The organism is Virgibacillus oceani, from assembly GCF_041521345.1.
GTDB lineage: Bacteria > Bacillota > Bacilli > Bacillales > Amphibacillaceae > Virgibacillus_N > Virgibacillus_N oceani_A.
In genome coordinates this window covers 99270-124673 of the sequence record NZ_JBGOHB010000007.1, presented here as the reverse complement: position 1 = coordinate 124673, position 25404 = coordinate 99270, and the positions used below count along the sequence as shown (strand labels likewise).

Sequence of the window (25404 nt, the reverse complement as noted above, 5' to 3'; positions counted from 1 at the left end):
AACAGCCCTCACAACGCTCCTTCTACTACTAACGATCGAGAGTTATGAAGGCTGAAAATCATTCAATTCCCCTTATGTTTCTTCCATTAACCGCTTGGTCTCAAAATATAAAACTTGAATGAATTTTTTTGTATTAACTCGTATTTGCGGAGATGATAGTGGTTTCTTATTTCCTATTTCATCCATTCTTTTTCGTACTACGGCAAAGTCAAAAAACTTGGATGCATATTTTTCAAATGATGGGTTCATAAAATCATCTAACCCAAGGGAAGCAAAGTGAGTCAATGAATGATAAACAGCCCTGCGGATACGCTGTTCAGAAGCTTTTATCTCGCGTTTTAATTCTTTTTGAGATGATGGTCCTTTTTTTTCTTTTGCCAGCTCTAAAGAAATGTCCTTTAAGTGAGGGAGGCCATGATTCAGTGTTTCTTCTTCTTCATATTTAAAAAGATAATCTAAAATATCCAATAAATCCTGATACCCATTTTCGCCTACTATACCTGCTTCTGATAAAAGCAACTGGGCGTATGATGTGAAATCTTGTGCGAAAGCATTATTTTCTTTTGGTGCAGGATGGCCTGGAAGTGTATCTCCCGCTAACTTATGGATATTATATATTGATTTCTCCAAATGAATGTTTTCTGTCACGTTTTTAATTACTGATAGCACTTCTATTTTATTGATTGGTTTAATGATAAAGTAGGCAATACCATGGGAATATGCCTGCGCAATCAATTCTTTTGATTCAATCTGGGAAATCATAATCGTTTTTCCTTTAAATATGGGCTTTATGTCATGGACAGTTTCAATCCCATCTTTATTCGGCATTAATAAGTCAATTAACAAAATATCTACCTTTCCTGATGTGAAAAGTCGTTCATCGAGCATAGAACCATTCTCTGCCTCACCTATCACTACCCCTAAATCGCCATCTTCTATAATTTCGGTTAACATGGCACGTGTGCCTTCATCATCATCCACGATATAAAATAGCATGATATCACCCGCCTTTCCATGTTATGTTTTTAATGGGTAATCGTATTTTATAGGAAGTTCCACTTCTTTTCCCGACACTGCTTTGCAATGAAATTTCACCCTCAAGACTTTCCACCAATCCCTTTACATAAGTAAGCCCAATACCAGTAAATGATCTGCCATCATGATCATATTTATTTGTAAATCCAGGTTTGAAAACTAAATGTATTTGATTTTGTGGAATACCGGGACCATTATCTTTGATTTGAAATTCAATTACATTTTGTTCCCTGCTTACATGTATAGCTACGCTGCCGGAATCTCTCATAGACTCTATCGCATTTGCGAGTATATTATTTATGATGGAGAGAATCTGATATACATGATAATAGGAATGGTCTTCTTGAATAGATGATGAAATAGTAATGTCTTTTCCTAATGCATTTGCATATTTTCTATTAGATTTTAAGGCGATATCTATTAGTTTGTTTATTTCCATATACTCCGAAAAACTTTTGTCTGTGATAAGCCTGGAGAGTCCGGAATGTATCCTTTGATTATCCTTTTTAATCTCATGTGTCTCGCCGGCAATTTTCAGAGCCTTTTGAGCTAAGTCAGTTTTATTTTCAGGATTCAAAGATGGCATGTTCTTCAGAGTGTAATATAAATGATAGGCGTCTTTTGTAATAGCCTCACTACTTATTAACGTTTTTTGTAAATTAATGGATTCCTCATATAAATTAGAAATAACTAAAGTGAGCTGGTTGTTTTGTTTTTCTATTTCTTCTTGTCTTAAACGCGTTTTATAAAGTATTAATAAATTTAATAAGCCCACCGTAGAGAAGCTCCGAAAAACAGCTATAATGCTTATTTTCTGCATGTCCTCAAACACTATCATTGAGTTAAATGCCAAGTATTGGAATAATAACTCCCCTAAACTGGCTAAAATATCAAATAATGTTCCCAGCATACTAATGAGAATAGATCGATGAATATAATGCTTAGCCCTTGTCATATAAAACAGACAGCCAAAAGTAAAGTAATAATAAAAGGTAGGGTAGTGCTGTTGAAATAAATACAAGAGATCATAATGAAAAGCGTCGAGCAAAATACGAAAAAATACAACAGATATTCCAGCGATAATCCCGGAAAGGATAGCGGGAATTTTTTTATGCGATATAAATAATAAAAAGAAAAATGTCGGCATGCCAAAGCTGACACGAAAAGAGTCGTTAAAAGGATAAAAGTTCAATTCACCTGCTATAGGAATTAATACCAGCATATAAAAAAAGAGATATCTATTATTATTTATAGAAGGAACCAATATATTATTGCCTCCTTAAAAATTCAAAATACGTTTTTTTGTAGTTTTCCGTTTATTGGTGTAGTTTACATTTTATAATAGCAGAAAGAATCTATTAATGTAAATGAATTCCAAATATTTCTAAATATTTAGGCTATCTGAAAAAGTAAGCGATTACTTTTTGATTTTGGAGCGTCTCTATATTTAATAGGGAGGGTAGATGGAACGGGAACGAAGTAATGCTAAGAAAAATTTAATAACAGGGGAAGGGGAATTATGAAGATTTTAAAAGGGAATTTATTGATGCAAATTTTAATTGCATTTGTCATTGCCATCATTCTTGGGATCATTTTTGGTGAATCAATTGAAATATTAGCCCCATTAGGCGATTTATTTTTACGCTTGATTAATTTCATTATTGCGCCATTAATTCTTGCTACGCTTGTTATTGGAATAGCAAGCATTGGTGACATGAAATCATTAGGAAGAGTCGGCTCAAAAACAATTGGTTATTATTTAATGACAACAGCTGTGGCTATTACCATTGGATTGGGTTTAGCGTTTATTATATCACCAGGTGAAGGCTTATCCATCGACGTATCATCAACAGAGGAAGTACAAGTGAATGAATCAGAAGGAGTTATTCAAACATTTCTTAATATCGTGCCTGAAAATCCATTTGGCGCTTTAACAGAGGGTAATATTCTGCAAATTATTTTCTTTGCCATCTTTATTGGGTTGGCCATTACAGTTGTCGGAAAAAAGGCTGATCCTGTTCATCGCTTTTTTGATGGCTTTGCTGAAATCATGTTTTGGGTCACGAGTGTCATCATGCGTTTTGCACCAATTGGGGTTCTAGGGCTTGTTGCACCGATTATTGGGCAGTATGGAGCATCGGTATTGTTGCCGCTTTCAAAAGTTATTTTAGCAGTAGGGATTGCTTGTCTGTTACATGCGATATTCGTTTATTCTTCAGCCGTAAAAGTATTTGCAAAAATGAATCCACTCAAGTTCTTTAAAGGGATTATACCGGCTGCTGTTGTTGCATTCAGTACAGCGAGCAGCGCAGGTACATTGCCAGTAACGATGAAAAATACACAGGAAAATTTAGGCGTATCCAATAAAATAAGTAGTTTCGTCCTGCCATTAGGAGCAACAGTCAACATGGATGGAACAGCTATTTATCAAGGGGTTGCCGTTGTCTTTATTGCTCAGTTCTATGGTCTCGAATTAACGATAATGCAACTTGCTACAGTCGTCATTATGACGGTTCTCGCTTCCATTGGTACGGCAGGGGTGCCAGGTGCTGGAATGATTATGCTTGCAATGGTTTTAACGACGATTGGCATGCCGCTTGAGGGAATTGCTTTAATCGCTGGTATTGATCGTATCCTTGATATGTTCAGGACAACGGTTAACATCATTGGAGATGCTTCTGCTTCCGTAGTTGTAGCAGGTACGGAAGGGGAACTTAAAGGGCAGTCAAGATATGTGGAAGCTGAAGAGGAAGCTAAAAGAAAGGCTGAATAAGATATTCTCGCTCTTTAATCTCAGACTATTTTCAGTCTATTGTATATTTATTTTATTCAAAGTGTATAAACACATCTATGATACTAGGCATAATAGAAACGCTTAAATAACAGGGAGGGAATCTATGAAAATATATTATAGGGATACATCGTAAAACTGCTGTATTTGTTACTAATACACATTTTGTGAAATTTTAAGGAGGATATGATGATGGAGACTATGATGAAGAAAAATATCTGGAAACAATGTATGTTTTTTGCTGCAATTTTCCTGATTGTGTTGGTTCCAGTGAGTGAAGCATCGGCTGATACGGAAAGAGATTGGATGACCAATGATGAATTTCTTCAAAAGCTAGACGACATCGAGGAAGCTAGTGATGGAAGGGTAGAGGTTGATGTTGCTGGGTTTTCACAGCAAGGAAATGAAATAATGTCTGCCCGTGTAGGTACAGGAGACCAAGTAATATATATTAACAGCAGCATCCATGGTAATGAGAAAAGCGGTGCCGAGGCAATTGTGGAAATACTGGATTACCTTGGAACCAGTGATGACTCATTCGCTCAATTAGTTCGTGACGAGGTGACTATAGTTACCCTTCCACGCTTAAACGTGGATGGCCTCGAGATACCGCAAAGACATAGTATCTTTCCGTGGGATGATGTAGTTTCTACTTACCCGCATTTAGAAGGTGCTGATCCTGCCTGGTACTATAATCAAAGGAATGGCGGCTTTGATATCAACCGTGATTTTCATGCTGACTTAGACTATGAAGTTGCAGCAGAAGATTTACCTGGAAACACACTTGATTTTGGATTCTTCATAACGCCAGAGTCTCAAATGATGAGAGATCTTTACGTGGAGCTGCAAGAAGAGTTCGGTGTAGTAGAGCTTTTTATAGATCTTCACCACATGGGGACACCGAAGCTTAATAAATCAAGTGAGGAAGTCACCATTGCGATAGACCCTCCGCCATTAGGACCGGACGATAGCACAAAATATGATGATTATCCATTGGATATGGATAAATCAAAACGTTATGCATTAGCTGCGGCGCTTGGGGTGCAGGAGTTCTCAGATAAAGAGGAGACTGGTGTAGCTCAGTATATCGCTTTTCAGGAACGTGATTTTCCTGGACAAGCCAGATCTTCATTCGCGCTTAATGGTTCAGCAACTGTCCTATTCGAAATGCCTGGTCAACAGCCTCAATATCGCTATGATCAAGACCTGGTAGATCGTGTGGAAAACGGGTTATGGGGGATGATTGCTGCCATGGCTGACGGGTCTATTAATGATTTGAATGGTGATGATTTTGCTACAGAAATCCCCAGGTATTGGACAGACAACATTACTGATATGAGGGATGTTGTGATGGGGCGCTTTACAGAAGAAGGCCAATTTGAGAATGCCAGTGATGCGCGTATATTAGATAACCATTTAGCTGCGCTGGAAATTTATGAACAGCAAGAAGATGCCGGGAAAATGGTCAGGCATTTAAATGGTTTTAAAGTTTTACTTGATCACCAGCAAGATCAAGGCTCCATTGGTAATGAAGCTTATAGAAGACTCAACAGTGATGCAGATCTTTTACTTGATAGGTGGCAAGGCACAACAGAGGCATCCATACTTTCCATTCTAGGTGAAAGTCATTTAATAGATTAGATGAATAGGTGAAGATTACTCATCCATGCATGCAAAATCCATGACGTATATTTATTTAGCCAATTATTAATCGAGAGGTAGTAATATACCTCTCCGTTTTTATTTTATTTTTTGCAAATTGGTACTAGGGAATCTTCATTTCCTCAGAACTTGATGCGCTTGTATTCATACGGGCCAAAAATTATCCTGTTCTAGATTTATTTATTGACGCGTATTTTAAGTTATTCAGAATACATCGAATTTCCGTCAGTGTAAGCCCATTGTGCTTTGCAGTTCTCGTCAATTCAATCCATTCTTCATCAAGATGACGTAACTTTACAGAATCTTGTTGTTTAACCATGTTAATTAACCTCCAAATTGAGGTAGCTCAGCCACCGTGGGAGTAAAGTTAATCCTTTAGGTCTGTAGCTTTGCGTATCAACCTTTCGGAAAAATTGGATTGAGTCAAGTACTTGTGGGAGATTTTTTTAGACCCTTATTTTGTATAATTTGTGTCCTGTTTTACTCCCTTCAGCCAGGCGAATTTTTGTGTCATCAGCCCAATAGGACCACTGCCCAGTACAATGACCGTATCCCCTTTTTAACGTTGCTATGTTCCACGCTCCAACAGGAAGTAGGGATCACGTCAGATAATAATAGCTGTTCATCTTCCAATTCATTTGATGCAGGCACTTTAAATGACGTAAAGTCTGCATAAGGAACGCGTAAATATTCTGCCTGGCCGCCGGGATGATTCCCGAAATCACCGCCAAATCCGAATAAGCCGCCGGGTTCCCCGTGTGGATTGGAGTTATCGCACTGGCTTTCCATCTGGTGGTTGCAAAAGAAACAATCACCGCACCCGTCGTTGAATGGAATAACGACACGATCCCCTTTTTTTGCTTCCTGGCCACTTTTCCTGAAATGTTACAGCCTTCATGTTTATCCCAACCTTCCCATATAATTTGTATAAGGTGTTTCCCCAAACTTGCTTGGGAATGAACGTGGGGCGGAGGAAGGGGTATCATGGCCGTCTTTATCCAGGCACCAAAAAAGTTTAAAGGCACCATTGCATAATTATACATTTTTAGTTATAATTATAATCAACTTTTAATAACGGGAGCGATTGCTATGGAAAGAAAGAATGTTATTATTATTGGCGCGGCAGGCAGAGACTTTCACAATTTTAACACGTATTATCGTGATAATGGGACATATAATGTAGTTGCTTTTACAGCGGCACAAATTCCAGATATCGATGGGCGGAAATATCCGGCTGAATTGGCAGGTGAATTGTATCCGGATGGAATACCAATCTATCCACAGGAGCAATTACCGGAATTGGTAAAAGAACACCAGGTAGATGAATGTGTTTTTGCATATAGTGATGTGAGTTATGATACGGTGATGGGCATGAGTGCGATCGTTAATGCAGCTGGTGCCAGCTTCACATTGCTCGGTCCAAACCAAACGATGTTAAAAAGCAAAAAGCCGGTTATTTCCGTTTGTGCGGTACGAACGGGAACCGGGAAAAGCCAAACATCAAGGAAGGTCATTGAAAATCTCCTGGAGCAGGGCTTAAAAGTAATTGCTGTGAGACATCCAATGCCTTACGGGGATTTAAATGCACAGCGGGTGCAGCGTTTTGCAAATGTCGAGGACCTGAAGAAACATAACTGTACCATTGAAGAAATGGAAGAGTATGAGCCACATGTGGCACGCGGAAATATTGTGTATGCCGGTGTGGATTATGCGGAAATTTTAGCAGCGGCTGAAAATGACCCGGATGGCTGTGACGTTATTTTATGGGATGGCGGGAATAATGATTTCTCTTTCTTTGACGCTGATTTGGCAATTAACGTGCTTGACCCGCATCGCCCTGGTCATGAGCTGAAATATTACCCGGGGGAAGTGAACTTGAGAACAAGTGATGTGAATATTATTAACAAAGTGGATAGTGCAGAAGAAGCAGCTGTTCAAACGGTGGAAAATAATGTTAAGGCCACCAATCCTAACAGCACGATTATAAAAGCAGAGTCGACGATCACGGTAGATCAGCCGGACAGCATTACCGGAAAACGTGTGTTAATCGTGGAAGACGGACCGACCCTGACACATGGGGAAATGAAACTGGGTGCAGGGACTGTGGCAGCGGAACGTCTTGGTGCCAAGGAGATTGTTGACCCGCGTCCATATGCGGCAGGTACACTGAAAAATACGCTGAACAAATACGACCATATCGGTAATGTATTGCCGGCAATGGGGTACGGAGAGCAGCAGCTGCAGGATTTGGAAGATACGATTAACCAGGCAGATTGCGATGCGGTAATTATCGGTACACCAATCGACTTGAGCCGTGTTATTTCCATCAATAAACCGACTACACGGGTGCACTATGATTTAAATGAAATCGATGGTCCGGATCTAAACGAAGTATTGAATGGATTTATGGAGAAACATCAGCTGAGTGGGAAACAGACAGTATAGAAAAAGCACTGTCCCTTCTCAAGTTTAGTATAGCAGTGCCTGGGGCTGCGCTGAATGCTCGCCCGATCGTAAAGATGTCACTTCCCGAAAATTATCGAAGTTTTTTTAATCGAGAATGGGGGGGGTGGCAGCTTTTTACGATAAATTTTTTAAAAACCAGGTATCCATTGTACCATGCTCGGATCCTTCCAGTGCGCTGTCAAGTTCTCGGAAACCTAATTGGCTGTAGAGACGGTTGGATGTCTGGAGCTTCTCCATTGTTTCCAAATAACAGTATGTATAATGATTGCCCGCAAAGTCGAGTGCTGTTTTCATCAATTTTTTAGCAAATCCCCTGCCTTGGTATGCCGGTGTAATATAAAGCTTTTGCAGTTCGCAAGTCTCTGGCTTTCCTGCAAACGGGGCAATACCTACGCCACCTACCACCTCATTTTCATTATTCACTGCAACCCAGTACCTTGCATTTGGCAGTTTTTTGTAAAATTGCCTTAGCCTGCTTAGTTGGGGGTCAAAATAGGCGGTGCCCGGGATATCCAAGGTAAATGACTCCAATGAACGTTTGATGATTTGTTCCATGGCTTGATTGTCCTTTTCATCCATTTCACGAATATGCATTTATTATCCCTCTCATTCTCAGAAACTACACTACTTATGTTTTATAAATTTTAACATACTTTGATTCTTATCCATCGACAAACCTATCTGTTTTTTATGATAGAATAAAGGAAAACTTATAAACGAGGATGTATCATGACCAAACATAAGATTTATACAATGAGTGTCGCAAAAGTTTATCCCCATTATGTGACGAAGGCGGAGAAAAAAGGGCGTACGAAATCAGAAGTAGATGAAATTATCCGTTGGTTGACTGGATATAACCAGGAAGCGTTAGAAACGCAGCTGGAAAAACAGACGGACTTTGAGACCTTTTTTTCAGAAGCTCCCGGGCTGCATCCTTCGAGAGCTTTGATCAAAGGTGTGATCTGCGGTGTCCGCGTTGAAGATATCGAAGAACCAACGATGCAGGAAATTCGCTATTTGGATAAGCTAATCGATGAGTTAGCAAAGGGAAAGACAATGGAGAAGATTTTGCGGAAATGATTGGATGCCTGGGGCTGCGCAAATGCTCGTCCCACCGAAAAGATTTGGGACTGCGTTAAATGCTGAGGAAATAAAACTTTGATTCGGCTTTCACGCTTGCTTTAAATCTATTTTTTGTTGTAAAAAAACATCCCTTGCAGCAATTCACATTCTGCTGCAAGGGATGTTTCTTGTTAAATCTAAATCACTATCCCCATTGTTCAATCAGGCCATCTGCCCCTTTATGAAGGGAGTCATATGCATTCTCTGAAATTAATTCATTCTCTTTCTGCTGTCCCAATAACGTTTTAAAGCCATTCATATGTTTAAGGGCTTTATCTGTTGATCCGGTTTCTTCATAATGACCTACAGAAGTTAAGTGTGTCTGCAAATGCCTGGCTGTTTCCTCATTTGCAATATCTCCATCAGCTGAAAATTCATCAACCTGTGTTTGCATTTGTTCGACAGAAGGTTCAACTGGTTCTTGCGCATCCCCTAAAGAAATATCCATTGCTTCAGCCATTAATTTAGGTATATCCGTGTTATCTAAGAGCCCTGTGAATAAATCAGATTCTTGGCCGTAAGCAAAAAGCGGAACCTCTTGACCGGTGTGGCTATAGCTTGACCAACCCACCCCTGCGTAATTACTGATGATATGGTTAATTTCCAGGTCCGGTGCATCGGAAGTTCTAATGGCTTCCTCTTCATCATTTGTGATTTCAATATTTGCATATTCGATCATAATATCTCTTACATTGCTTCTATCGCTATTCAATTGACCAGCAATATAACCGCCGGTATTTTCTACATCATGGAGGATCTCTAACTGCGTATCCCCTGTGTCATAACCACCTACAGTCATTCCGCCTGTATCATGATCTCCAGCCATCACAATGAGCGTCTCTCCATCCTGATCCGCATACTCGACAGCAGTAGTAACTGCTTCTTCAAAAGCTTCTGTATCACTCATCGCCCAAGCTGCATCATTGGCATGACCCGCCCAATCGATCTGGCTTCCCTCTACCATTAAAAAGAAACCTTCATCATTCTGGTCGAGTGCTTCAATCGCAGATTCTGTCATCTCTGCTAGACTCGGTTCGTCAGTTTGATCACGCTCTAACTCGGGTGCCAAAGCATCATCAGCAAATAAACCAAGCACTTTATCAGACTCATTTTCCAGTAATTCATCCCTATTCTCTACAAACTGATAACCAGCTTCTTTAAATTCATTAATTAAATGGCGCTCATCTTGTTCTCCACCCTCAGAATCAGGAAGAAAAATATTTTTTCCGCCTCCGAAAATAACATCGACTTCATTATCTAAAAATTGGGGTGCAATTAAGTGTTCGTCATTACGTGCTTCCGTATGTGAAGCAAACACTGCCGGGGTCGCATGGGTAATAGTTGAAGTAGCCACTATCCCTGCAGATTTCCCCGCATCTTTAGACGCTTCCAATATGGTTTCCAGTTCTTCACCGTCCGGAGACATACTTATCATGCCATTGTTTGTTTTTTTCCCTGTCGCCATTGCGGTCCCTGCAGCTGCAGAATCTGTAATAGCGTTATCAGCAGAAACAGTTTTCATCATTCCGGTAAGCATGTCATCCCATATTGGTTCATCACCTTCTTTATACAAACGATAATTCGATGAATAACTCGTTGCGTAGCCATCTGGAATCATAAAAATGACATTTTGCACTGCTTCATGGTCATTATCGGAAGATGGGTTCTCTGCCGATGTAAATACAGACTGTAAAGGGGCGATAGACAACGCAAGTATAGATGCTCCTGCAACAATAGACTTTCCAATATTCATTTAAATTCCTCCTTGAGATTCTCAGTTTAATAGACAGAGATAGAATTACAGTACTACTTGCTAATTACTTGGTAATTGTTTCATTTTTTTATCATTGGTTTCATGTACTATATGTTCTAGGTGTTTTCACAATTTTTCAGCTGACTGGCCCGCAACTCGGATATATTTCAATTTCCGGTGGTGGTGCCAGTAAAGATATTTAACCTGGTGTCTGTTTCAAAGACAACACATCTTTTTAGAAAACAGTTTTTCTTATAATTCTTGTCCGTCACCTTGTGTTGCAACAAACGTCCACTCCAGGTTTAAGGAAGCACCTTGGAGATGATTTTGATCTTCTCCGTTGTCCAGGAAGTTAAACTGCACGATGAAATCATGAGATTCCCCTGCAGGCAAGCCATCATCACCAATAGCCGGATAGAAAACATGCTCATTGATTGCTTCCGGTGTCATGTCCTGCAGCTCTGCTAATGTAGTTTGATAAATAACCTCATCGAGATTATCCGCGTTATAGAGAAACTCTACTTCGATATGTTCGCCAAAATCATCGCCTTCCGTATCGCTATAGGTATAACCGGTTTCCAAATATACCGTATCGATGTTGAGTGTACCGTTGTTCTGCAGTTCAAAATCGCGAACCATGGAATCTCCCGGAGCCATATTATCCACTTCAATGATCTCCGTCGGTTCTGCTGATAAATCGAGCGTACCTGCAGCGAATGTGTTGTTTGTTTCCTCGTTGTCACTAAAGTAAGCGAATGTCCCCCCTCCAATTAACGTTAATCCAAGTGCTGCTGTTGCCATGCCCATGCCCAATTGCTTTTTGATGCCCATCATGATTCCTCCCTAAATAAAATTGATATATGTGAACGCCTCATCAAGCTTTGCCTGATGTAGCGATGTCACCAAGACTGTCCGGATGATAGAATGTCTGAGAATCTATTAGTAGATTAACAGAGAAATGATAACTTAATATAAAGCTATAGTTAATATATTGTAAATTTAAAGTCTATTTAGTATAGTTTATTTTTTCTTACTACTATTTACCTAGTTCAAGGTGCCTAAACTGCTGGACATCGTGAGGATAAAGGAGTGCACTGCTTTGTTCAATAATCGCCACTGTCTATTCAAAAGATGGCAGGTTGTTTGATATAGATTATCTGGAATTCATCATATCTAAATGAAATAAGGAGTTTACCGAGGTGTTTTATCATTTTCCCGTGATTGCAGCAAGCACATTTTTCGTTAAATACATGTGGCTTCATGTAAACTGGAGGAAAGGAGCGGGTCAACGATGAAATTAAGTGTCTTGGATCAAGTACCTGTATCCAGTGGTGAGACGCATGAAGAAGCACTGGAGCATACATTGGAGCTTGCGAAGTGGACAGAACGACTAGGGCTTCATCGTTACTGGGTGGCAGAGCATCATAATACGATTGGACTTGCCAGCGCTTCTCCTGAAATTCTGATGACGAGAATTGCCTCGGTTACGAACCGCATACGGGTCGGGTCCGGCGGAATCTTACTGCCGCAGTATAGCCCATATAAAATTGCGGAGAATGCGAAAACAATGGAGGCATTTTTCCCGGATAGAATAGATATCGGTGTAGGACGATCCCTAGGCGGTTCTCCTAAAACGCGCAAAGCATTGATGGATCATCTATATAAAGGTCTTGATGAGTTTCCGAGACAGCTTTTCGACTTACAAGGATTTTTACATCATTCTTTACCGCAGGACCACGAGTTTCGATTAGTAAAGGCCGGGCCGAGAATTGAAAAAGTGCCGCCGCTTTGGGTATTAGGCTTATCAGAACGTGGAGCAAGAAATGCAGCAGAATTAGGGATGGGGTTTGTGTTTGGACATTTTATTGACCCCGCGAATGGTACTGCTGCAATGCGCACTTACCGTGAAAATTTTTCCCCATCTGAAACGATGGAAAAACCTCGATCCTTCGTTTGTATTTTTGTTGTTTGTGCGGAGACAGAGGAAGAAGCGGAAGCATTGGCTTTGTCGCAGGATAAGTGGCTCCTGAATGTAGGAAAGGGAGCGGGTACGGTCGTGCAATCACCTGATCAGGTACGGAAGAAGCCATTTAATAAGTCTGAATTGGACACGATCAGGCATAATAGAAAAAGAGCGATCATTGGTACCCCTGAAACGGTAAAACAAAAGTTATTGCAGCTGCAGGATGAATACCAAACAGACGAGTTTATGATTATCACGAACATCCATGACTTCGAGGCAAAGAAAAAGTCGTATCAACTGGTGGCGGAAGCTATGCTGTAGAAGTGCCTGGGACTGCGCTAAATGCCCAACCCACCGTAAAGATTTGTCACTCCCCGAATTTTGTCGAATTAAAAATTAAAAATGGATTGGAAGGATATATCAAATGAAATTAAGTATATTAGACCAAGCCCCGATAACAAAAGGAAATAAAGCGGCAGATGCATTGAAAAAAGCAGAAGAATTGGCTGTTTTGGGTGATGAGTTAGGCTATCACCGGATGTGGATGGCAGAGCATCATGGCACAAATGACTATGCAAGCTCTGCTCCTGAGATCACAGCAGCTCACTTGGCTGCAAAAACGAAAAATATACGGATCGGTACGGGTGGGGTCATGATGATGCATTATTCCCCGTTAAAACTGGCAGAGGTATTTAAAACATTGAGTGCACTCTCACCTGGCAGAATTGATTTTGGTGTTGGCAGAGCACCTGGGGGAGATAATCATTCCATTTACGCATTATCAGAAGGCCGCCAGCCCATGGTAAATAATATGTATGAAAAGCTGGACACCGCACTGCAGCTAATCAATGATGAAGTACCTGAAGATGCGTTGTACAATAAAACTGTTGCAACCCCGGCCAAAGTGACATTACCTGAAGCTTGGCTGCTTGGTTCAACAGGCAATAGTGCGCTTCAGGCTGGAAGAAGAGGTGTTGGTTATTCATTTGCACAGTTTTTCGCTGGTGCAATGTCTCATGAAATCTTGTTAGCTTATAAAAATAGTTTTCAGCCTTCAGTCTTTATGGAAAAGCCGCAAATCAATGTCAGCTATATGGTGACAACAGCCGAAACAAAAGAGGAAGCAGAATTTGAAGCAAAACCGCAGGATATATGGCGCCTATTATTTATGCAGGGTAAACTATTGCCGGTCTTGACACCTGAGGAGGCGCGTGACTATCCGTTGACGGAAATGGACCGTATGAAGATGAAAGAAAACCGTAAAGTACATGTAGTTGGAGATGCCAAGGAAGTCGCAGCATTTTTAAGAGAACAACAAGCGCAGCATGAATTCAATGAGACGATGATTGTAAGTATCCCTCATTCACAAGAGAAACGTTTGAATGTATACCGGTTATTGGCAAAAGAATTATTGTAGGCCTGGGTTTGGAGGGGGCGGTTAACTGCTGATGTTAACGAGTTTGAATCGTAATATCAATCTATGTTTACTTTAAGCAGAATAAAGAAAGGAAGAAGCGGAGAATTTCCTTGCTTCTTCCTTTTTCTCACCAGATAAACGTCTCTTGTTACAGCTTAATTATTAGATGCTTCTAAGCATCAGTTTATTGATTGAGGGGAGTTTTTGTTAGCAATTGTTAATCCTCTCTTTTTTCCTCCCAAAGCCGGGTACGTTCTTCAAAACTCACTTCTTTGTGAACTTCATGCAGCATCCATTGATAGCCGAAATGATCATTGAAGATGGCATTGGACACGCCGAAATCAGGCAGTTCCGTTACCGGTTGCAGCTCCTTGCAGCCCGCATTCATCGCTTTTTCGTATGTTTCCTTAATGTTAGGGACCGTAATATTAAACCAAATGGTTTGTGGCTCATCCGTACTGGGTGCTTTCAATCCAAATTGTGGATTTTCATCCAGCATATGGAAGTGCACACCATACAGGGAGAAAATCACTTCATTTTCCCCCTTAGGAAAATCCGTTACCTCCACACGCTCGATATCAAATATTTTCTCGTACTGTTCCAGCGCCTTCAAGCTGTCTGAAACGATCAAATCAATTTCTACTCCGGTCATAAGACCACACTCCTTTTATTACAATTTAATATAATTCAACAAAATTCGGGGAGTCCCAGGCACTTACAAATACACGCCGATCCCCGGGCCAAATGGTAAATCCAAGAATACAAATACCAAAAACAGTAAAATCCATACAGTTAGAAATGCGATGGCATATGGCAGCATTAAAGCAATTAACGTACCGATGCCTGCTTTTTTGTCGTATTCCTTCATAAAACCTAAAATGACGACAAAGTACGGATTCATTGGTGTGACTACACCAGTCGATGATTCGGCGAGCCGGTACGCGGCCTGAATAAATGCAGGGTGGTAGCCAAGGAAATAAAACATTTGCAGGAATATCGGCGCCTGCAACGTCCACTGGGCAGCCCCGCTGAAAATAAGCAGATTCATCAGTGCTGAAAATAGAATGAAGGCAATCACGACGCCAATTCCAGTCGTTCCCGCCGATTCAAGGTAATTGGCTCCGGTCACTGCAATCCAGGACCCGATGTTGGTCCAATCAAAATAGGCAATAAACTGTGCCGCGGCAAAAATCAGTACAATAAAACCGGACATATCTTTAATACCCTCGCCCATCAACTGAGCGACGGAACGAGAGTTTTCAATTTTGTTCACGGTCGTTCCATATGCGACAGCTACAGTGATGAAAAACAGCATAATGATCGGTACAATACCTGCTAAAAATGGGGATGGCACCAAATCACCTTCCGGATTGCGAAGCGGTGAATCCGGGAAAAAGAGAACAAACAGCAGCAGTGCAATATAGCCGACAGCGGCAAAAGTGGTATTGCGCAATGCTTTTTTCTCTATCTGCTTGACGGGTTCAAATTCTTTTTCCGCATTGCCTTCATAAGCACCAAGCTGTGGCTCAACAATTTTTTCCGTAACCAATCCCCCTGTAACGGTGAGCAGTAAAACGGATACCAGCATGAAAAAGTAATTATCCACCGGGGTAACAGTTACTGTGGTATTTAGTGTATCCATGACGTCAGCAGATATCCCTGCGAGTACAGCATCTGTATTGGCAATAATGACATTGGCAGTAAATCCCGAGCCAACCCCGGCAAACCCTGCAGCTAATCCTGCGAGCGGGTGGCGCCCTATATTGTAAAAAACCATGGCTGCAAGCGGCGGAACGATAATGAAAGCAGCGTCTGCAGCAAGATTTGCTATAATACCGGTGAAAATAACGGCATACGTGACAAGTGATTTCGGCGCTTTCAAAATCGTGCTTTTGATCACTGCCTCGATCAAGCCGACTTTATTCGCCAGTCCGATACCAAGCATCATCGTCAGCACAATGCCAAGCGGGCCAAACCCAACGAAATTATCAATCATCGACGTAAGCATGAACTGCAAACCTTCCGCTGAAACAAGGTTTTGTATGGCAACTACTTCATCTTCTCCAGGAAGGGTAAACGTAACATCAAATAAAGAAATAATCCAGGATAACACAATGACGATACCAGCTAAAACAATAAACAGCATAAATGGATCCGGAAGTTTGTTCCCTATCCGTTCGATGCCATTTAAAAGGCGATTTACTTTTGAAGTTTTCTTCGTATCATTCCGTCCAGACATTCCCTCACTCCCTTTTAAAATACTGGTACTTCTCATTCATTCTTATCAGAAATAGTACGCTTGATGCATGGAGTACGTCAAGTAAGTGGATTATATTCGATAAGCCACCTTTATCTACAAACATGGGAGAGATTGAGACAGACGTGTTGGGAAGTATTGCGTACAACTCTATTTTCACGCTAATGAATGAAAGTGTTCATTTCATGCAGTGGACATCAGCACTGAAAATTGCATAGTCATTCAAAATGCGGAAATGCTATGGATAATAAGTATAAAGGACAGAGGTGACATACTATGTGGAGTAACGAAAGTAATAAAAGACACATGAAAAATGTGCAAAGGGAAACCGATAATCCTGCTATTTTGAATGATGTGATTGGTGAGAAGGAGCAGTACCCAAGCTATAATGAAGAATTTGCAAAGGACAGACCCCTTGGTCCGCTGCAAGAGATTGTCAGAAATAATACGGACGGTAAGACGTGGCAGAATGTGGAGGAGTGAAGTTTTCCGTTTTAGTTAAAAAGGGACAAGGCACTTTCCCCTTGTCTCTCAATGAATTACAAACTCTCAATACATAACTCAGCACGATTTAAATCCTCTTGCGACCAGCTTGGCACTTTACCGTTTTCCATTGCCAAGTCATGGGAAGCAGGGGTATGAATAAATCCTGTAGGGATGCTCATCCCCCTCTTCCATGTATGGTACAAACCATGATACATGACATTGTTGCATAAATATGTTCCTGCTTTATTTGAAATGTCAGCAGGCAGTCCTGCTTGTTAAACGACTTACCATTTTATCAATAGGCAATGTAGTAAAAGCGCCATCTCCTCCATCTGGAAAAATCTTTTCCCTTTCCAGCCTGTGTTACCCGCTTCTCCGTCATTACCATTAATGGCAATTCGCTCCGGAGTCACTTTATAACGCCCGCCTGCCAAACCTAAAGAAATAATTGCATCTGGCTGTAAATCATCTATTTCCTCCACTAATCGTTTACCGCTTTTAGAAAAGTCTACGGATAAAATCTTACCATGGAATTTGAAATCATTGATTTCTTTGTCGTGAAGGTGTTAATAATCTCTATGGTGGGATTCGTATAATTTAAGTACGGTTCAAAACCGGTTAGTGGTATGTTTTTCACGTGTTTTTTCCCTTTTTGTTTTCGATTGGACTTGCAAGCTCTCGACAACCGGCGGGCCTTTATCAACGCCCCTCTGCTGTCGTCAGTCCAAAGTGTGGTAGAAAACCCGTCCTCATAGCCGGCCTCAGCCAAAAGCTGATGGGGTAGCCTTGAGAGGGTTACCCTATTCTATGATTAACTTTTAATAAGTTTCTGTGTTTGTCAATCTTTCCTATTAATTAGTTCACAACTGTGAACTTAACCCCGTGACTTTGAATATTTTCAGCTTCTTCCTTACTCAAAGGCTGATCGGTGATCAATGTATCAATTTTATCCAAAGGAGCAAAAACCGCACTTGAGGTAGCACCAATTTTGGAAGCATCTATTAACGAAACAACTTTATTTGCTTTTTTAATCATTTCCTTTTTTAAAGAAATTTCGTATAAATTGAAATCCGTTAATCCATTGGATAGGGAAAAACCGTTGGCCGATGTGTACATCGTATCAATATTTAAGCTATCTAAAATTTCCAAACCTAATGTCCCTTCGATAGCACTTGACCCTGATGTCGCTACACCACCGATTAAGATGGTAGTAATATTTGGATTTTCTTTTAATTCGATGGCAGTTTGAATTCCACTTGTGACAACGGTTAAATTAATGGATTGTGCATTTATGTATCGAGCAAGTTCCAATACAGTAGAACTTGCATCAAGTAATATACATTGTTTATCTTCAATCGTTTCAAATGCTTTCTTGGCAATTTTCATTTTTTCTGTTTTATTTTTTCTTTTTCGAACATAGAAACTTGTTTCATTTTCATTTCCATTACCATTATTTAAAACTGCTCCGCCATGAGTCCTAGTTAATTGCCCTACGAGTTCCAAATGGTTTAAATCTGCACGTAAGGTTGCTTCTGATACGCCAATTTCTATAGAGAGTTCTTTAACTGTAATTCTTTTCTTTTCCTTTAATAGTTCCATAATGGTGTTTCTTCTTTCGCTAACAAATAATTTCAACTTTATCCCATCCCCAATAGTATGCTACTTTCCTATCATATGGCAACACGCTTTTAGTTTCACTTTTTTATTAAATATTTTCGTTTCTTCTTTCGTTTATGCTTTATAACATAAAAATAGAAGGATTCGATAAAAATATTGACAAAACGAAAATAAGTGATACTATAAATATATATTATTGTGTAAACGATTACAAGTATTTTTTGGAAAAATTACTATTTGGGAGGCTTCTTTACATGGTTATGGAATTTGGTTGCCAAGGTTCCACTTGGGTATTAGATTATGATATTGAAAAAGATATTATGGATAAAATCATGGATGATATAGAGCGAGGTGGATTTACTGGTCTTGATATGCAAGTTTCCTTGCTAGGTAGATATAAAAATGATCCAAAACGCTTCAAAGAAGAATTGGATAAAAGAGGGCTTAAACTAGCAGCATTAACATTGCCCCATGCATTTGAAGGAGGAAAATCTTCCAATGAAGAAAGAGAATTACAAGATTTCTATTTTGATTTTGTAAAGCATTTTCCAGGTGCCATTTTAAACATTCCTTCTCGTGTGGGACAAAATCGTGATAATTTATTACAACTGCAGAAAGAAATTATTCAAGGTGCAAATGAGCTTGGAAAACGTGCGTATGAAAATGGAATCGTGACATCCTTGCACCCGATTTCCTATAAAACTTCTTATTGGAGATTCAAAGAAGATTATGATGTTCTATTTGATGGACTGGATCCCAAATATATGGGTTACACGCCTGATGTCGGTCATATTATTTTTGGTGGTATGGATCCGGTGGAAATTATAAAAGAAGCATTACCGTTAATTAAACATGTTCATTTTAAAGATGCTACTAAACACCAAGAATGGACGAAAATGGGTGAGGGAGATATTGATATCCCGCAGTGTGTTCAAGTACTTAAAGATTACGGTTATGACGGATGGCTGATTGTGGAAGAGGAAACTCCGGAAGCACAAACTCAAACAAGTGAAACAATTATAGAAATCAGTAAATATATTGAGAAAAATGTCTATCCTATTGTAAAAGGAGAATAAAGATGTCAAAATTTCTCCCATCTTTATTAGTACCAGAAGTCTACCATCCGATAAAAAGAGAAAGAAACTTCACGGCAGATTTAATTGAAACAATTGTACAGTTGAATTTTTATAAGTCCGTTGAGCTGGGAGATGGCTTTGACCGAAAAGAAAGAAGCAGAATCCTCCATGCAACGGAAAAAAATGGGGTAGAAGTTACCCAATGGCTAACCTTTCTAATTGAAGAAAATAATCTGGATATTTCTTCATTAGATGCTGCATTGAGAGCGAAAACAGTTCGAATAATTAAAGAAAATTTACTGTATGCAGCGGAAATCGGCGCAAAAAATATTGCACTTGTTACAGGAGATAACCCGGGCCCTGAACTTTGGGCTGAGGGAATGGAAGGCCTGTATGAAAGTCTTTGTGAAATCGCTGAAGCTGCACAAACGTTCCGGATGAATCTATTAATTGAGCCACTTGACAGCTTTGCGCACAAGAAACGGATAATAGGAACAACGGATGAAACTATTGACCTGTTAACCAGGGTGCAAAAATCCTATCCCAATGTAGGAATTGCTTTTGATACCGCACATGCAGCATTAAATGGGGAAGATATTTTTGAGGCGTTGGAAAAAGGGAAAGACCTGATTCATCAGATTCATTTTTCCAATGCGGTACTTGATAAAACAAGTAAGCTATATGGCGATTTTCATATGGAAATCGGGGAACCCGGTTTTTTAACAGAAGAGACAATGAGTGCGATTTTAGGGAAAGCAGATGAACTTGGAATTCAAGCTAAAAATGGCTTACGTGTTGCAGCGGAAGTTCGTGGAAAAATAGACAAAGAGAACTGCGATAAAAATGAACAACATTTGAGAAGTATATTGACAGAAACATTACAAACAGTAACAACTGTTAAATAATCACGCAAGGTGGCAGACAGAATGAAAGTAATAATTACAGATCACGAATATCCAAATTTAACTTATGAAAAAAAAGTACTCACTCATGATGATATCGAAATAGAAATCCATCAATGTAATACAGAAGATGAAGTGATCGATGCTTGCCGTGATGCAGATGGGATAATTAACCTGTATGCCCCAATCACACGTCGAGTCATTGAATCATTGGAAAAATGTAAAATTATTACACGTTACGGTGTTGGGGTCGATACGATCGATATAGATGCTGCAACGGAAAAAGGAATTTGCATAGGTAATGTTCCCGATTATGGGGTTGGTGAAGTTTCCGACCATGCATTATCATTGATGTTAAGTCTTTTACGGAAAATTACAACGGCAAATAAAACCGTAAAAAATGATGTATGGGATGTCAATACAACGAAACCAATTCGTAGACTAAACACATTAACAATGGGGCTAGTCGGATTTGGAAATATTCCTCGCCGTTTAGCTTCGAAGGTTAAATCACTTGGATTAAGCGTAGTTGTTTCCGATCCATTTTTACCTGAAGAGGTTGCTAAAGAACATAACGTTGAACTCGTATCACTAGAAGATCTATGCAAGCAAGCGGATGTTATCTCTGTACATGCTCCTCTTACGAAATCAACAAGAGGGATGATCGGGAAAGAACAGTTTAAGTTAATGAAAAAAAATACTTACCTCGTAAATACAGCAAGAGGGCCAGTCGTGGATGAAGCTGCATTACTCGAAGCATTGGAAAATGGTACAATAGCTGGAGTGGGTCTTGATGTAATTGAGAAAGAGCCAATTGACCGTAATCACCCATTCTTAACAATGGATAATGTAATACTGACACCTCATATGGCGGGTTATTCCGAAGAATCCGCAGAGGAAATGCGTTCCAAAACAGCCCTGGGAATTATTGATGTATTAGTTTATGGACAATATCCAAAATACCTTGTCAATAAGGAAGTGCAGGAAAAATTAGATTTACAAACCTTTGAAATGAGAGATGAATATAAATTTTAAAAGAAAATGGGGATTTTCACATGATGAAAACGAATTTTCATGGTATTATTCCGCCGGTGTCAATCATTTTGGATAATGAAGGAAAACTGGATAAAAAAGGAATGGAATTAGTTATTGATTTCTTAATCGATGCAAAAGTAGACGGATTATTCTTCCTTGGCAGTGGAGGAGAATTCTCACAGATGTCTGCAGAACAACGGATGGAAATCGCTGAATACACAACAAAATACGTTGCCGGTAGAGTGCCTGTACTGATTGGAACAGGAAGTTCAAGCACAGAAGAAGCTGTTTTATTAAGTCAACATGCAGAAAAAATTGGAGCAGATGGAGTTGTTGTTATTAATCCATACTACTGGGCTCTAACGGAGGAAAATTTATTTAAGCATTTTGGTAATATTGCAGAAGCAGTTAACCTACCAGTATTACTATATAATTTTCCTACGTTAACGGGACAAGATTTGACTCCGGAATTTGTTCTGAAATTAGTAGAACGTTATGATAATATTGTTGGAATTAAAGAAACTATTGATTCCATCGCCCATATCGAAAACATGATTGCAACCGTGAAAAATAAGTGTCCGAACTTTACTGTATTCGCCGGATTTGATAATCATTTGTTCAACACGTTAAGCCTTGGGGGTGATGGTGCAATTTGTGCAAGTGTTAACTTTGCTCCAGAAATTGCTGTTAGATTGTATAAAGCGTTCCGGGAAAATGATTTGGAAACCGCGATGAATTTACATCAGCGGATTGCAGCTTTACCAAGAATGTATAATCTAGACTCACCATTTATCGGTGTTGTAAAAGAAGCAATGAAATTAAGAGGAATTGATATTTCCACTTATGTATTACCGCCAACACGTGAGTTGAATGAAGAGAAGAAGGAACAACTAAAAGCAATTTTACAAGAAGTAAACTTGCTTTAAAAAATAGAAGGACAGGGAGTGAATCCTATGAAAAAGTTAATTAATGACCCAAAAAATGTTGTCGAAGAAATGATCGACGGTTATGTAAAAGCACATCCAGAATATATGAAACGTTTAGAAGAAAGTGACCGTGCATTAGTGTCAGCTAAGCCAAAAGAAGAAGGTAAGGTTGCTGTTTTAATCGGTGGTGGCTCTGGTCACGAGCCAGCATTTATGGGGTATGTTGGAGAAGGAATGGCGGACGGTGTAGCAGTAGGTAATATCTTTGCATCCCCACCACCGGCACCAATTTTAGAAGCAACAAAAGCGATTGATAAAGGTGCAGGTGTTGTTTACCTTTATGGAAACTATGCAGGCGATGTTATGAACTTTGGTATGGCTGCAGAAATGGCTGAAATGGAAGATATTGAAGTGGAAATGGTACTTGCATCCGATGACGTTGCCTCAGCACCAAAAGAAGAAAAAGAAAAACGGCGTGGAATTGCCGGAGAATTTTTCGTTTATAAAATGGCAGGAGCAGCAGCTGATTTAGGATATAAATTGAAAGAAGTGGCAGGTATCGCACGTAAAACAAATGATCAGACTCGTTCCATGGGTGTTGGCTTAGCTCCTTGTTCGTTACCACAAACCGGGGAGCCAAGCTTTGAAATCGGGGACGATGAAATGGAAATCGGCTTAGGGCACCATGGAGAACCAGGAATTCGTAAAGCGCCGTTAGACACTGCGGATAATGTAACAGATGAACTCTTGGCACCAATTTTTGAAGATATGACACTAAATGAAGGGGACGAAGTGGCTGTTCTTGTGAATGGCTTAGGCTCTACACCTCGTATGGAACTTTATATTATGTTCCGTCGTGTCGAACAAGTATTACGTGAAAAAGGAATAAAAATTAATCGCTCATATGTAGGAGATTACATTACTTCTTTAGAAATGGGTGGAGCATCTATTACATTAACGAAACTAGATGATGAAATGAAAAAATTGGTCGATCATCCTGTAGATACACCGATGTTTGTGCAAAAGTAAGGGGGATATCATATGAATATTACTGCGAAAGATTTAATTGGATATTTTAAACAAGTAGTAGATTTAATGGAACATGAAAAAGATTATCTTTGTGATCTTGACCGTAAACTAGGAGACGGAGACCATGGGGTTACGATGTCCATCGGTTGGCAAGCAGTGAATGAACAATTAGATGGAAAACTTGCAGAAGAAACCGATTTTGGAAAAATTAGTTCTACTGTTGGCATGACTTTTCTCAACGCGGTTGGTTCTTCCGTTGGCCCACTTTATGCGACTGGTTTCATGCGTGGAGGTAAAGCGGTAAAAGGGAAAACTGAATTAAATGATGCGGACTTAGCTGCATACTGGATCGCATTCATTAATGGTGTTAAAGAACGAGGGAATGCAAAAGTAGGGGATAAAACGATGATAGATACATTAAGTCCTGCTTTAGAAGCATTAGAAGCAAACTTTGAACAGGAATTTGTTCCTGCCTTTGAAGCAGCAGTAGAAGCCGGAGAAAAAGGAATGAACTCAACAATAGATTTAGTAGCGAAGATTGGACGTTCGAGTCGCCTCGGTGACCGCTCGAAAGGAGCACAAGACCCTGGTGCAACTTCTGCTTACATGATCTTAAAAGCATTCTTAGACTTTGCAAAAGTGCAAGCTTCCTAGGTTGGAAGACAAGTATCTCTGTAAAGAGGGAAAATTTGTATAAAGAATTCATTTTAGTGAATGAAAACATTTATTCACAAAAGGCAACACTAAACTGTCATGTTTCCCATGTAATTAGCACGATCTTACAAAGTTTGAAACAGAAATGGTGGGAATAATTCATAGTGGGAATCATCGATAACAAAAGCAGCTATACATCCAATTGGAATGGTTAGCTGCTTTTTTAATGGAATGCTATTCACAATCGTTTTCTCCTTCGCTGGATCAACCATACTTCCAATCCACCAGAGCCAAAAATCACACCGGAAACAATAAAAATAAGTCCAATAAAATGAGAAAATAAAATCGGTTCATTTAAGAATATTGCTGCTCCAATAATGGAAAAGAACGTATTTAAATTCAAAAATATGGATGTTTCTGCCGGTCCTAATTGACTAATGGCATAATTATAGACCATATGCCCGACCCCGGTTGCAATCACAGCAGAATAAAGAAATACGAGCCATACGGTATAATCAACATTGCTTAAAGAGGTTAAGCCATGAGGTTCCCTCCATAAGCTGATTAAGAATAAAACGACGGAACCAATAATAAACATGTAGCCGGTAAACAGTCTTGGATCCATGGTGTCCGCTGCCTGCTTGATGACAATAAAACTAATTGCCTGGGAAAGAATTGATAGTAAAATATATAAATCACCCAGGTTAATTGTATTTATGCCTCCACTCCCGGCTAAAACAGTGAAACTTATTCCAATAAATCCAAAAATAAAACCGGTATATTGGAGTTTCGAGGGTTTTCTTTTTAAAATTACCGTGGCAAAAATTACGGTTAACACCGGCCCCATTCCTAAAATCAATCCGGTATTGGCAGCACTTGTCATCGTTAGACCGGTTGCTAAAAAATAGTGGTGCAGAACAACGCTGAATACTGCGCCTCCAGTTACATAGTACCATTCTTTATTTTTAGGAAGTCGAACCATCCTGGTGAAAGCCAAAATGGTAAATACAACCAAACCCGCTGTGAGTACTCTAAAGGCAGTAATTGTAATTGGCATAAAGCTTTCCACGATAACTTTAAGTGCAGATACATTCATGCCCCACAAGAGCATGATGAATATAACGATAAGGTAAATGTTACGAGTATTTTTGTTCAACTTTGAAAAGCACCACCTGCTAATCGTTTTACAAATGTGTCGGCAAGTTTTTTTGCA

General features: G+C 39.7%; 22 protein-coding genes, 2 pseudogenes and 1 riboswitch. Of the genes and pseudogenes, 13 read left to right on the top strand and 11 right to left on the bottom strand.

All coding sequences use genetic code 11. From position 1 onward, the window contains the following. Window positions 1-72 precede the first annotated feature (72 nt). A complete protein-coding gene (locus ACDX78_RS07450; RefSeq protein WP_486026629.1) occupies window positions 73-996 on the bottom strand; it encodes a response regulator in 924 nt (307 codons plus the stop codon). A gap of 4 nt (window positions 997-1000) precedes the next feature. Then, entirely contained in the window at window positions 1001-1810 is an 810-nt protein-coding gene (locus ACDX78_RS07445) for a sensor histidine kinase (RefSeq protein WP_486026627.1), read from the bottom strand. 744 nt (window positions 1811-2554) lie between these two features. Between ACDX78_RS07445 and ACDX78_RS07440 the strand changes: the two genes are divergently transcribed. After that, a complete protein-coding gene (locus ACDX78_RS07440) occupies window positions 2555-3808 on the top strand; it encodes a dicarboxylate/amino acid:cation symporter (protein ID WP_486026626.1) in 1254 nt (417 codons plus the stop codon). A 210-nt stretch (window positions 3809-4018) separates the two neighbouring features. After that, window positions 4019-5467, top strand: a complete 1449-nt coding sequence (locus tag ACDX78_RS07435) for an FIMAH domain-containing protein (protein WP_486026625.1) — start codon at window positions 4019-4021, stop codon at window positions 5465-5467. Between the two features lie 358 nt (window positions 5468-5825). Next, window positions 5826-5916: riboswitch (cyclic di-GMP riboswitch) on the bottom strand. Between the two features lie 47 nt (window positions 5917-5963). Here ACDX78_RS07435 and ACDX78_RS07430 read toward each other — a convergent pair. After that, window positions 5964-6355, bottom strand: a pseudogene (locus tag ACDX78_RS07430) (alcohol dehydrogenase catalytic domain-containing protein); the annotation flags it as partial. 222 nt (window positions 6356-6577) lie between these two features. Here ACDX78_RS07430 and ACDX78_RS07425 point away from each other — a divergent pair. Next, a complete protein-coding gene (locus tag ACDX78_RS07425) occupies window positions 6578-7933 on the top strand; it encodes a cyclic 2,3-diphosphoglycerate synthase (RefSeq protein ID WP_486026623.1) in 1356 nt (451 codons plus the stop codon). Between the two features lie 135 nt (window positions 7934-8068). Here the strand turns inward: ACDX78_RS07425 and ACDX78_RS07420 are convergent, their stop codons facing one another. Then, complete coding sequence (locus ACDX78_RS07420) at window positions 8069-8548, bottom strand: GNAT family N-acetyltransferase (protein WP_486026621.1); 480 nt, start codon at window positions 8546-8548, stop codon at window positions 8069-8071. A 135-nt stretch (window positions 8549-8683) separates the two neighbouring features. Between ACDX78_RS07420 and ACDX78_RS07415 the strand changes: the two genes are divergently transcribed. Continuing rightward, a complete protein-coding gene (locus ACDX78_RS07415) occupies window positions 8684-9034 on the top strand; it encodes a DUF2200 domain-containing protein (protein WP_486026619.1) in 351 nt (116 codons plus the stop codon). A gap of 187 nt (window positions 9035-9221) precedes the next feature. Here ACDX78_RS07415 and ACDX78_RS07410 read toward each other — a convergent pair whose 3' ends face one another. Continuing rightward, complete coding sequence (locus tag ACDX78_RS07410) at window positions 9222-10829, bottom strand: alkaline phosphatase (protein WP_486026618.1); 1608 nt, start codon at window positions 10827-10829, stop codon at window positions 9222-9224. Window positions 10830-11081: 252 nt separating this feature from the next. Then, entirely contained in the window at window positions 11082-11660 is a 579-nt protein-coding gene (locus tag ACDX78_RS07405) for a TasA family protein (RefSeq protein WP_486026616.1), read from the bottom strand. 460 nt (window positions 11661-12120) lie between these two features. Here ACDX78_RS07405 and ACDX78_RS07400 point away from each other — a divergent pair, with 460 nt between their 5' ends. Continuing rightward, a complete protein-coding gene (locus ACDX78_RS07400) occupies window positions 12121-13113 on the top strand; it encodes an LLM class flavin-dependent oxidoreductase (RefSeq protein WP_486026615.1) in 993 nt (330 codons plus the stop codon). Between the two features lie 103 nt (window positions 13114-13216). Continuing rightward, window positions 13217-14209: an LLM class flavin-dependent oxidoreductase gene (locus tag ACDX78_RS07395; protein ID WP_486026613.1), complete on the top strand. Its 993-nt coding sequence runs from the start codon at window positions 13217-13219 to the stop codon at window positions 14207-14209. A gap of 217 nt (window positions 14210-14426) precedes the next feature. Here ACDX78_RS07395 and ACDX78_RS07390 read toward each other — a convergent pair whose 3' ends face one another. Both ACDX78_RS07390 and ACDX78_RS07385 read right to left on the bottom strand, forming a co-directional pair. Continuing rightward, window positions 14427-14861, bottom strand: coding sequence for a VOC family protein (locus tag ACDX78_RS07390; protein ID WP_486026611.1), 435 nt, complete (start codon window positions 14859-14861; stop codon window positions 14427-14429). A gap of 63 nt (window positions 14862-14924) precedes the next feature. Continuing rightward, window positions 14925-16448, bottom strand: a complete 1524-nt coding sequence (locus ACDX78_RS07385; RefSeq protein ID WP_486026610.1) for an AbgT family transporter — start codon at window positions 16446-16448, stop codon at window positions 14925-14927. A gap of 294 nt (window positions 16449-16742) precedes the next feature. Here ACDX78_RS07385 and ACDX78_RS07380 point away from each other — a divergent pair, with 294 nt between their 5' ends. Continuing rightward, the gene (locus ACDX78_RS07380; RefSeq protein WP_486026608.1) at window positions 16743-16949 is read left to right on the top strand and encodes a hypothetical protein; all 207 of its coding nucleotides are present in this window, start codon (window positions 16743-16745) and stop codon (window positions 16947-16949) included. A 56-nt stretch (window positions 16950-17005) separates the two neighbouring features. Here ACDX78_RS07380 and ACDX78_RS07375 read toward each other — a convergent pair. Next, window positions 17006-17473: pseudogene (locus ACDX78_RS07375) on the bottom strand (pyroglutamyl-peptidase I family protein). Window positions 17474-17807: 334 nt separating this feature from the next. Beyond that, window positions 17808-18587: a DeoR/GlpR family DNA-binding transcription regulator gene (locus tag ACDX78_RS07370; RefSeq protein ID WP_486026607.1), complete on the bottom strand. Its 780-nt coding sequence runs from the start codon at window positions 18585-18587 to the stop codon at window positions 17808-17810. 236 nt (window positions 18588-18823) lie between these two features. Between ACDX78_RS07370 and ACDX78_RS07365 the strand changes: the two genes are divergently transcribed. From ACDX78_RS07365 to dhaL, 6 genes are read left to right on the top strand one after another with little or no spacing between them, the layout of a single operon-like run. Beyond that, a complete protein-coding gene (locus ACDX78_RS07365; RefSeq protein WP_486026605.1) occupies window positions 18824-19645 on the top strand; it encodes a sugar phosphate isomerase/epimerase family protein in 822 nt (273 codons plus the stop codon). Window positions 19646-19647: 2 nt separating this feature from the next. Then, window positions 19648-20550: a sugar phosphate isomerase/epimerase family protein gene (locus ACDX78_RS07360; protein WP_486026603.1), complete on the top strand. Its 903-nt coding sequence runs from the start codon at window positions 19648-19650 to the stop codon at window positions 20548-20550. A gap of 21 nt (window positions 20551-20571) precedes the next feature. Continuing rightward, window positions 20572-21582: a C-terminal binding protein gene (locus ACDX78_RS07355; protein ID WP_486026602.1), complete on the top strand. Its 1011-nt coding sequence runs from the start codon at window positions 20572-20574 to the stop codon at window positions 21580-21582. 20 nt (window positions 21583-21602) lie between these two features. Next, entirely contained in the window at window positions 21603-22508 is a 906-nt protein-coding gene (locus tag ACDX78_RS07350; protein WP_486026600.1) for a dihydrodipicolinate synthase family protein, read from the top strand. A 27-nt stretch (window positions 22509-22535) separates the two neighbouring features. Then, window positions 22536-23537, top strand: a complete 1002-nt coding sequence (dhaK, locus tag ACDX78_RS07345) for a dihydroxyacetone kinase subunit DhaK (protein ID WP_486026599.1) — start codon at window positions 22536-22538, stop codon at window positions 23535-23537. Window positions 23538-23549: 12 nt separating this feature from the next. Beyond that, window positions 23550-24191: a dihydroxyacetone kinase subunit DhaL gene (gene dhaL, locus ACDX78_RS07340; protein ID WP_486026598.1), complete on the top strand. Its 642-nt coding sequence runs from the start codon at window positions 23550-23552 to the stop codon at window positions 24189-24191. Between the two features lie 238 nt (window positions 24192-24429). Here dhaL and ACDX78_RS07335 read toward each other — a convergent pair whose 3' ends face one another. Next, entirely contained in the window at window positions 24430-25347 is a 918-nt protein-coding gene (locus tag ACDX78_RS07335; RefSeq protein WP_486026597.1) for a DMT family transporter, read from the bottom strand. Between the last annotated feature and the right edge of the window lie 57 nt (window positions 25348-25404).

Excerpts from the sequence above, each read along its gene's own strand:
- ACDX78_RS07415 (WP_486026619.1), top strand. The coding sequence starts at position 8,684 with ATGACCAAACATAAGATTTATACAATGAGTGTCGCAAAAGTTTATCCC.
- ACDX78_RS07440 (WP_486026626.1), top strand. The coding sequence starts at position 2,555 with ATGAAGATTTTAAAAGGGAATTTATTGATGCAAATTTTAATTGCATTT.
- ACDX78_RS07405 (WP_486026616.1), bottom strand. The coding sequence starts at position 11,660 with ATGGGCATCAAAAAGCAATTGGGCATGGGCATGGCAACAGCAGCACTT.
- dhaL (WP_486026598.1), top strand. The coding sequence starts at position 23,550 with ATGAATATTACTGCGAAAGATTTAATTGGATATTTTAAACAAGTAGTA.
- ACDX78_RS07435 (WP_486026625.1), top strand. The coding sequence starts at position 4,019 with ATGGAGACTATGATGAAGAAAAATATCTGGAAACAATGTATGTTTTTT.
- ACDX78_RS07420 (WP_486026621.1), bottom strand. The coding sequence starts at position 8,548 with ATGCATATTCGTGAAATGGATGAAAAGGACAATCAAGCCATGGAACAA.
- ACDX78_RS07450 (WP_486026629.1), bottom strand. The coding sequence starts at position 996 with ATGCTATTTTATATCGTGGATGATGATGAAGGCACACGTGCCATGTTA.
- ACDX78_RS07410 (WP_486026618.1), bottom strand. The coding sequence starts at position 10,829 with ATGAATATTGGAAAGTCTATTGTTGCAGGAGCATCTATACTTGCGTTG.
- ACDX78_RS07385 (WP_486026610.1), bottom strand. The coding sequence starts at position 16,448 with ATGTCTGGACGGAATGATACGAAGAAAACTTCAAAAGTAAATCGCCTT.
- ACDX78_RS07355 (WP_486026602.1), top strand. The coding sequence starts at position 20,572 with ATGAAAGTAATAATTACAGATCACGAATATCCAAATTTAACTTATGAA.
- ACDX78_RS07425 (WP_486026623.1), top strand. The coding sequence starts at position 6,578 with ATGGAAAGAAAGAATGTTATTATTATTGGCGCGGCAGGCAGAGACTTT.
- ACDX78_RS07400 (WP_486026615.1), top strand. The coding sequence starts at position 12,121 with ATGAAATTAAGTGTCTTGGATCAAGTACCTGTATCCAGTGGTGAGACG.
- ACDX78_RS07365 (WP_486026605.1), top strand. The coding sequence starts at position 18,824 with ATGGTTATGGAATTTGGTTGCCAAGGTTCCACTTGGGTATTAGATTAT.
- ACDX78_RS07380 (WP_486026608.1), top strand. The coding sequence starts at position 16,743 with ATGTGGAGTAACGAAAGTAATAAAAGACACATGAAAAATGTGCAAAGG.
- dhaK (WP_486026599.1), top strand. The coding sequence starts at position 22,536 with ATGAAAAAGTTAATTAATGACCCAAAAAATGTTGTCGAAGAAATGATC.
- ACDX78_RS07395 (WP_486026613.1), top strand. The coding sequence starts at position 13,217 with ATGAAATTAAGTATATTAGACCAAGCCCCGATAACAAAAGGAAATAAA.
- ACDX78_RS07350 (WP_486026600.1), top strand. The coding sequence starts at position 21,603 with ATGATGAAAACGAATTTTCATGGTATTATTCCGCCGGTGTCAATCATT.
- ACDX78_RS07360 (WP_486026603.1), top strand. The coding sequence starts at position 19,648 with ATGTCAAAATTTCTCCCATCTTTATTAGTACCAGAAGTCTACCATCCG.
- ACDX78_RS07390 (WP_486026611.1), bottom strand. The coding sequence starts at position 14,861 with ATGACCGGAGTAGAAATTGATTTGATCGTTTCAGACAGCTTGAAGGCG.